Origin of the sequence: Emticicia sp. (assembly GCF_043780375.1) — a bacterium.
GTDB lineage: Bacteria > Bacteroidota > Bacteroidia > Cytophagales > Spirosomataceae > Emticicia.
In genome coordinates this window covers 1-9,226 of sequence record NZ_JAYWCU010000304.1, presented here as the reverse complement: position 1 = coordinate 9,226, position 9,226 = coordinate 1, and the positions used below count along the sequence as shown (strand labels likewise).

General features: G+C 37.1%; 3 protein-coding genes. All 3 read left to right on the top strand.

Features of this window, described 5'->3' with window-relative positions:
- Positions 1-488: 488 nt before the first annotated feature.
- The 3 genes from ACH2CJ_RS21955 to ACH2CJ_RS21945 all read left to right on the top strand — a co-directional run bounded on the left by ACH2CJ_RS21955 (position 489) and on the right by ACH2CJ_RS21945 (position 9,088).
- Positions 489-3,680, top strand: a complete 3,192-nt coding sequence (locus tag ACH2CJ_RS21955; RefSeq protein WP_394996788.1) for a SusC/RagA family TonB-linked outer membrane protein — start codon at positions 489-491, stop codon at positions 3,678-3,680.
- A gap of 11 nt (positions 3,681-3,691) precedes the next feature.
- Positions 3,692-5,548 (top strand): RagB/SusD family nutrient uptake outer membrane protein, encoded by a 1,857-nt coding sequence (locus ACH2CJ_RS21950; protein ID WP_394996786.1) that lies wholly within the window; start codon positions 3,692-3,694, stop codon positions 5,546-5,548.
- Between the two features lie 189 nt (positions 5,549-5,737).
- Positions 5,738-9,088 (top strand): VCBS repeat-containing protein, encoded by a 3,351-nt coding sequence (locus ACH2CJ_RS21945; protein WP_394996783.1) that lies wholly within the window; start codon positions 5,738-5,740, stop codon positions 9,086-9,088.
- The last annotated feature ends 138 nt before the right edge of the window (positions 9,089-9,226 follow it).

Below are 9,226 nucleotides of genomic sequence, written 5' to 3'. Positions count from 1 at the left end.
ACTCTTTTTTTCTTCGTCTGTCAAAATAATATGTTTACTTTTTCGTCCCATAAGGCAAAATTACAAAATAAATTTCGATTACTTTTGTCCTATTACTTAAGTACTTTCAAGGATTTATTTTTCTCCTCCAAAACCAATAATTTAGTTAAAGCCCATTTCATATTTGAGATTTTTTTGACCGATTTTTAGAGTTTTTTTTTATTAATAAATATTCTAAAAAAACCATTTGAAACTTCAAAAATTATTGCATTATACTTAAAAATTTCTTTAAATAGTGCAATAAAAAATTATAATTTTAAAACTTTGTGCAATCGTTTGCAATTATTAAATACTATCTTATTTTTAGTGCTTTCCTCAAAAACACAACGATAATCTCATATTTTTAAATCATATAATTATGTTTTTTGAAAAAAACACCCTAAATTTAATTTTAAATTAATACAATTTTAATCTTAAATGTTTTTAACCTTAAAAAAACTTAATCTTCTATGAAAAAATTTACTCTACGAACCTTCATTGTTCTTCTTCTGGGAGCAATTGGGGCTTTGTCAGTTCCAAATGCTTTTGCTAAACCCAGTTTAGGAAAAGTGCTCGAACAAAAAGTTTCAGGAAAAGTAACTGATGCTGAAAAAGGTGAAACCTTGCCTGGTGTGAGTATCCTGATCAAGGGAACGCAGAAAGGAACAACAACCGATGCCAATGGAGAATACACTCTCACAGTTGCAGATAGTAAAGCCGTTTTGGTATTTAGTATCGTTGGTTACGAACCTCAAGAAGTGGTAGTTGGAAATCGTACAATTATTAACTTGGGTATGAATACCGACACCAAAACCTTGGGGGAAGTTATTGTTGTAGGTTATGGCGTTCAGAAAAAAGAAACCATTACTGGTTCGGTAGTCTCAGTAAAAGGTTCTGACTTAATCAAATCACCAACTGTAAACTTGAGTAATTCAATTGCAGGTCGTATGGCTGGTGTTGTGGCAGTAAACCGTAGTGGTGAGCCAGGTGCCGATGGTTCGGCAATTCGTATTCGTGGTTCGAATACCTTGAACAACGGTGATGCCCTTATTGTGGTAGATGGTATTCCAAATCGTGCAGGTGGTTTAGACCGTATCAATCCAAATGACATCGAAAGCGTGTCAGTTTTGAAAGATGCTTCAGCGGCTATTTATGGTTCTCGTGCTGCCAATGGTGTAATTTTGATTACAACTAAACGTGGAAAAACAGGTAAGCCAGTGATTTCTTATTCGGCTAATCAAGGTTTTGCTCAACCAACAGTAATTCCTAAATTGACAAATGCAGCTCAATATACAAGCATGCTAAATGACCTTGATATTTATGGATTGCCTGTAAGTGAGTGGGCTGGAGCAAACACTGCTTATAAAGCAACAGGCTCTTATACTCGTCCTAATGGTACAATCAGAAAAGCACCTTTTACGCCAAAAGACATTCAGCAATATGAAGACGGCTCTGACCCTTGGTTACACCCAAATACTGATTGGTATGCTTCTACTTTGAAGACTTGGTCGCCTCAAACGCAACACAACTTGCAAATTTCTGGTGGAACTGATAATGTAAAGTATCTGGCATCGGTAGGCTATCAAAATCAAGATGGATTTTATAAAAAATCGGCAACGGCTTACCAACAATATGATATTCGCTTGAATTTAGATGCTAAAATCAACAAATACATTAACCTAAATATAGGTATTTTGGGGCGTGAAGAAGCTCGTAACTATCCAACTCGTTCGGCAGGGGCAATCTTCAGAATGCAAATGCGTGGAAAACCACAGCAACAAGCCTATTGGCCAAATGGCCTTCCTGGTCCTGATATTGAAAACGGAGAAAACCCTGTTGTAATTACTACCGATTTGTCAGGATATGACCGTCAAAAACAAGATTATATCCAAACCAACGGTTCACTTGATATACAAATTCCATGGGTAAAAGGCTTGAAATTTACAGGAACAGCGGCAATTGACAAAAGATTAGGAACAAGAAAACTTTGGCAAATTCCATGGACTTTGTACCAACAAGGTGCGGGTTTCGAGGTAGATGGCACAACACCTAAGTTAGTAGCAAGTAAAAGAGGGCCAGCAGAGCCTAACTTGTCTCAATCGTACGATGACCAATTAAATATCTTACTTGGTGGCGTAGGTACTTATGAGCGTTCGTTTGGCAACCACAACCTTACGGTTTTGGCAGGAACAAACACTGAAACTATCAAAGGAAATAACTTTAATGCTTTCCGTCGTTACTTTATCTCGCCAGCACTCGACCAAATGTTTGCGGGTGGTGATTTAGAAAGAAACAATGGTGGTGGTGGTTTTGAAACTGCACGTATCAATTATTTCGGTCGTGTGGCTTATAACTTCAAGGAAAAATATTTACTTGAGTTTTTGTGGAGATATGACGGTTCTGACAGATTCCCGAAAGCCACTCGTTATGGATTTTTCCCTGGCGTAATGGCAGGATGGGTAATTTCTGAAGAAAAGTTTATGAAAGAACTTCCTGTTATTAACTTCTTGAAATTAAGAGGTTCGTGGGGACAATTGGGTAATGACCAAGTAAACCTTCCAAACTCAAATACTGCAGCTACTTATCAATATCTTTCTACTTATGGTTTCCGTAGTTATATTTTGGGTGATGCCGAGCAGAAAACTTTGTTCGAAACTCGTTTGCCTAACGAAAACATCACATGGGAGATTGCTTCAAACTCAAATATCGGTTTAGAAGGTCAGTTATTTAATGGTAAAGTTAGCTTTGAGTTTGATTATTTCTCTAATAATCGTTCAAAAATACTTTGGTTTAAAAATGCCTCGGTTCCTCAATCAACAGGTATCACGCTTCCTGCACAAAACATTGGGGAAGTATCAAACAAAGGTTTCGACTTCAACGTGGGTTACCGTGGTCAAGCAGGCGATTTCAAATATAACTTTAGCGTGAATGGTGGGTATGCCAAAAACAAAGTAGAATTCTGGGACGAAGCTCCAGGAGCTCCCGAATGGCAAAAAAGCACAGGTCGCCCGATGAATACCTTTGTTTCGTACCTTTATGATGGTGTATTTAAAGACCAGGCGGCAATTGATGCAAGAGGCATTGATTATTCTGCTATCGTGAAAGAACTTCGCCCTGGAGACATGAAGTACAAAGATTATAATGGCGATGGTAAAATTACACCTGACGACCAAGTAAGAACCGATAATACTACGCTTCCGCTTTTCCAAGGTGGCATTAACCTCGGAGGTCAATATAAGAACTTTGACTTAACTATCTTGATTCAAGGTGCAGCTGGTGCTAAACAATACGTAAGTGCAGGTGAAATGGGCAATATAGGCAACTACTTGCTTGATATTTACCAAAATCGTTGGACAGTTGATAATCCAAGTGATGTTCATCCACGTATTGCCAACCGCAATGACCAATATTACTCAGGTAATAATACCTATTGGTTGAGAAGTTCGGACTATATTCGCTTGAAAAACTTTGAATTGGGCTATACCATTCCTGAAAATATCGGTAAAAAACTTGGTTTCAGCAGCTTGAGAATGTACACCAGTGGAATTAATTTATTTACGATTGATAAATTAAAAGTTTTTGACCCAGAAACAGCAAGTTCAACTGGTCAGTATTATCCTCAGTCAAGAGTTATTAACTTTGGTTTGAACGTTAAATTTTAAAAATTAGAAAAATGAAACTATATAAAAAAATAATCTTGTCATTCTTTGCAGTTTCGTTTTTTGCGATTAGCTGTAACGACGACTTTGTAGATACCAAACCACTCGACCAACTATCAGAAAGCGTAGTTTGGGGCGATGCTTCATTAGCCGAGGCTTTTGTGAGCGAACTTTACGGTGGCTTAGGTCAAGGCGGTTTTGACGAGCAGATGTTAGCCTCATTAACCGATGAAGCAATTTTTACGCATCCTGGAAGAAACATCACAACGCATACCGAAGGACGTATTAACCCTGCCGACCCAGGTTGGATTAACGGTTCTTTGAGCTGGGTAAATATGTACTCACGAATCAGAGCATGTAATCTTGCACTTAAAAATTTAGAGAATCCACAGTTTCCAAATGCCAATAACATTGTTGATCGTTTGAAAGGTGAGTCTAAATTTATGAGAGCCTACTACTACCATCAATTAGTGCGTAACTATGGTGGTGTACCAATTGTTGACAAAGCGTTTGCATTGACCGACAGCGATTTCTTATCAGCTCGTAACACCTTTGAAGAGTGCTTGAATTTTATCGTAAAAGACCTCGATGAAGCAGCTACTTTACTTGATGGTAAATCGTTACAGAAAGGTCGTGCGACTAAAGCCTCAGCTTTAGCCTTGAAATCACGTATGTTGATTTATGCAGCAAGCGATTTGTATGATGTACCAACTGCAAAAGTAAAATCTAAGGCAATGGCTACAGCAGCAAAACCCGAATTATTAGGACTTGTAAGTGGTAGCCGTACCGAGCGTTGGCAAAAAGCTAAAGCTGCTGCAAAAGCAGTTTTGGATGTTCCTGGATTTGGTTTTCAATTAGGACTTACTGCTCCTGTTACTGCTGATCAAGCAGCAACAAACTACATGAATCAGTCGTTGGCAAGAAATGGCGGACAAAACGAGATTATTTTTGGGAGATATTTTATCCAAAGTAAAAACGAAAATGGTGGACGTATTGGACTTTTCAACGGACCAAATGGCTACAATAACTGGGCAGGAAATACGCCAATCCAAGAGTTGATTGATGATTATGAAATGATGGATGGTTCTAAATTTAATTGGAGTAATCCTGAACACGCAAGCAAACCTTACGACAACCGTGATCCTCGTTTAAGATCAACGATTTTGTACGAAGGTTCTCCTTGGAAACCACGTTCGGCAAGTGCTGCACCGCTTGACCCAGCTAACCAAATTCAAACTGGTGAGTATGAGATAATGTCGGGTGGAGCAAAAAAGACACATTTTGGCTTAGATACTCGTAAAAGTAGCATCGAAGACTGGAACGGTAGCTATACTGGTTATTATATGCGTAAATTTACTGATCCAAGCCCAGGTTTAGTTGATCAAAACTCTTGGCAACAAATTCCTTGGCCGTTTTTACGCCAAACTGAAGCTGTATTTAATTACGTAGAAGCATGTATTGAGTTAGGTGAAGATGCCGAAGCAAAAAAATGGTTAAATCAAATCCGTTTCCGTGCAGGTATGCCTGCCGCTACCGAAACAGGTGATGCACTACGTCAACGTTATCGCAACGAACGTCGAGTAGAAATGGTGTTTGAAGAGCAACGCTACCACGATGCACGCCGTTGGATGATTGCCCCTACAACCCTTGGGCGTAAGGCGAGCATTATTTTAGTAAAAGGTACATTAAAAGCTGGCAAAACAGTTTCGACTTATAAATATGACCCTACAAACTACGATTATTTGTACACAGTAGGTAAAATTGACCCGGGTAAAGAAAATCGCAATTGGGATGATAAAATTTATTTCTTGCCGATTCACCGTGATGAAATAAACCGAAATAATAAGTTAGTCCAAAATCCAGGATACTAATTATTGTATTCATTGACTTAAATTGGGTAGTCGATAGCTTTAAAGTTATAGGCTACCCAATTTTTTTTTGCGAAACCTTCAATTCTGACAAAAGCAAAACCAATCTAAAAACATCTTTGTATATTTGTTTTAGCAAAACCAAATCTCAACTATCTAACCTTCACCATTTAAGGGTTTATGATTTCAAAAATGAAAATTTCGACAACCTTATACTTACTAATTCTACTAAGCACCTTTTTAATTAGCTGCAAGAAATCCACTTCGCAACAAGAAAATAATGAAACCGAAGGCGAAAAACAGGAAGCAATTTTCACCTTACTTTCTCCAGAAAAAACTCACATTGATTTTCAAAATATTATTAACGAAGGGCTAAATACCAATGTTTTGATGTACGAATATTTCTATAATGGTGGTGGCGTAGCTGTGGGAGATTTGAATGCAGATGGCTTTGACGATATTTATTTTACGAGCAATATGCAGTCAAATCGTCTGTATTTGAACAAACACAACATGGAGTTTGCAGATATTACCGATGCAGCTGGAGTTGCAGGAAGAGATGGTCCATGGAAAACTGGTGTAACACTTGTCGATATAAATGCAGATGGCAAATTAGATATTTACGTATGTCACTCCGGAAACTTGATACCCGAAAAAAAAGCTAACGAGCTTTTTATTAATCAAGGAAATGGAGCAAATGGCATTCCAACATTTGTTGAGCAAGCTGCCAAATTTGGAATTGATAGCCCGGCCTCTAGCACAAATGCCTACTTTTTTGATGCTGATAAAGATGGCGATTTAGACATGTTTTTACTCAATCATAACATCAAATCACTTCCTGTTTTAGATGAAGTTCGTACTGCAGCCTTGATGAAGGTAGATGATGCGGTGAGTGGCTCAAGATTTTATAGAAACGACAAAGGATTTTTCAAAGACATAACTCGCCAAGCGGGAATTCAAAGTTCGTCGTTATCGTATGGTTTAGGAGCAGGAATTGCCGATTTTAACCAAGATGGCTGGTCAGATATTTATGTAAGCAACGACTACGCCGTACCCGACCGCCTTTATATCAATCAAAAAAATGGCATGTTTAAAGAAGTAAGCAAAGAGCAATTAGGGCATACTTCTAATTTTTCGATGGGAAATGATGTAGCCGACATCAATAATGACTTGCTTCCAGATATTTTTACACTCGATATGCTTCCCGAAGACAACCGTCGACAAAAATTATTGATGTCACCAGATAATTATGACAAATTTGATTTGAGCGTAAAATCTGGGTTTCACCACCAGTATATGCGAAACATGCTTCAACTAAATAACGGAAATGGGAGCTTTAGCGAAGTCGGACAAATTTCTGGCATTTCAAACACCGATTGGAGTTGGGCGGCACTCTTTGCCGATTATGACAACGACGGCTGGAAAGATTTATATATTACCAATGGGTATTTGCATGATTATACCAACCTTGATTTTTTGAAATATATGGAAAATTTCATGGCAAACAAACAAGGTGGTTTCCAACGCCAAGATGTACTTGAATTAGTCCAGAAAATGCCTTCATCGAATGTAAAAAACTATATTTTTCGTAATAATGGCAAGCTCAATTTTCAAAATCAAACCACTAATTGGGGACTTGGCGAGCAGTCGAATAGTAGTGGTGCCGCTTATGCAGATTTGGACAATGACGGAGATTTAGATTTGATTGTAAATAATATCAATGCTCCTGCTTTCGTCTATCAAAATGAAGCAAATAAAAAATTAAATAATCAGTTTTTGAAAGTAAAATTGACTGGCGAAAACACCAATACAATGGGAATTGGTGCAAAAGTATATTTATATAGTCAAGGAAACTCGCAATATCAAGAACAAATGCCCACTCGTGGATTTCAGTCAAATGTGAGTTTTACGCTCAATTTTGGTTTAGGAAAAACAAATAAAATTGATTCGATAAAAGTAATTTGGAATACCGATAAAAGTCAAGTTTTAAAAAACATTCAGTCCAACCAAACCTTAGTTTTGGAAGAAAAAAATGCTGTTTTGAAAAAAATATCTTTGCCCAATGAATCTACAATTTTTACAGAAATAAGTTCCCCAATTGCATCTGAGCAAGCAAAAACGCTTCAAAACGACTTCAAAAGACAATCTTTAATGCCAAACTCAATGTCGTTTATTAGTCCCGCAATGGTCAAAGGCGATATAAATAATGATGGTTTAGAAGATGTTTTTGTAGGCGGAAGTTATGGCAAAAGCAGTGAAATATTTATTCAGCAAAAAAACGAAAACGGTTCGTCGATACGATTTACAAAAAAAACCTTTCCATCAAACCTAAAAGCCGATGTAAGCGATGCCGTTTTCTTTGATGCTAACGGCGATGGTTTCCAAGATATTTATGTGGCTCATGGTGGGTACGGAAATTTCATAGAAAACGACCAAAATCTACAAGACCAGCTATTTTTGAATAATGGAAAAGGAGATTTTCAACTAAGTGCTTCTGCCCTACCTATTATGCTCACCAGTACTGCTTGTGTGCGTGTGGGAGATATAAATAATGATTCAAAACTTGACCTTTTTGTGGGTGGAAGAGTAATTCCAGGGAGATATCCAGAAACTCCAAGAAGCTATATTTTGCTTAATGATGGTAAAGGAAATTTTAAAGATAATACACAACCCGAGCTCCAACATATTGGCATGGTTACTGATGCAGTTTTTGTAGATTTGAATAAAGATAAAAAGCAAGAATTAGTAATTGTTGGCGAATGGATGCCTATTACAGTTTTTGAAAATACAAATAAAAACGGTTCGTCGATAAGATTTACTGATAAAACTGATACTTATTTTGAGCAAAAATATAGCGGTTGGTGGAATAAATTATTGGTTGAAGACCTCAACGGCGATGGTTCGCCCGACTTATTAGTTGGAAACCTTGGACTAAATAGTCAATGCAAAGCCACTAAAAGCCAACCTGCCGAGCTTTATTACAAGGATTTTGATGAAAATGGAAGTATTGACCCTATTTTGTGCTTCTTTGTGCAAGGCAAAAGCTATCCTTATCTCACTCGTGATGAACTCTTAGAGCAAGTACCATCAAAACGTCCGAAGTTTACAAGTTATGATAGTTATTCAAATGCAACATTAACAGACGTTTTTGGAGAAAATGAGCTAAAAGATGCCAAGAAGTTAGAAGCTAATTATTTCAAAACAGTTTGTTTTATACAAGATTCGAAGGGTAAATTTCAAGAAAAAAGTTTGCCGACTGAAGTTCAGTTTTCACCAATATATACAATTACAACGATTGATTATGACAATGATGGTAAAAAAGATATATTACTTTGTGGAAATCTAAATAAAACTCGACTAAAATTCGGGAAATACGATGCCAATTATGGTTTACTATTAAAAGGAGATGGAAAGGGGCAGTTTTCGAGTATTCCACAAAAATTATCTGGTTTACAAATTCAAGGAGATGTTAGGTCAGTGATAACTATAAATAAAACTTTGTTTTTGGGAATAAACCAACAAACTGTAAAAGCATATAGATAACGGGCGGTTTTCTGTTGAACATCCCACAGCTCTTAGAGGTTAGGCAACCTAACGAAAATAAAGTATTCAAAATCGACAATCAATCAAAAAATCTGTGCAAAGGTTTGCACCTAATTGACAGAGAAAAAAAAAGGAATA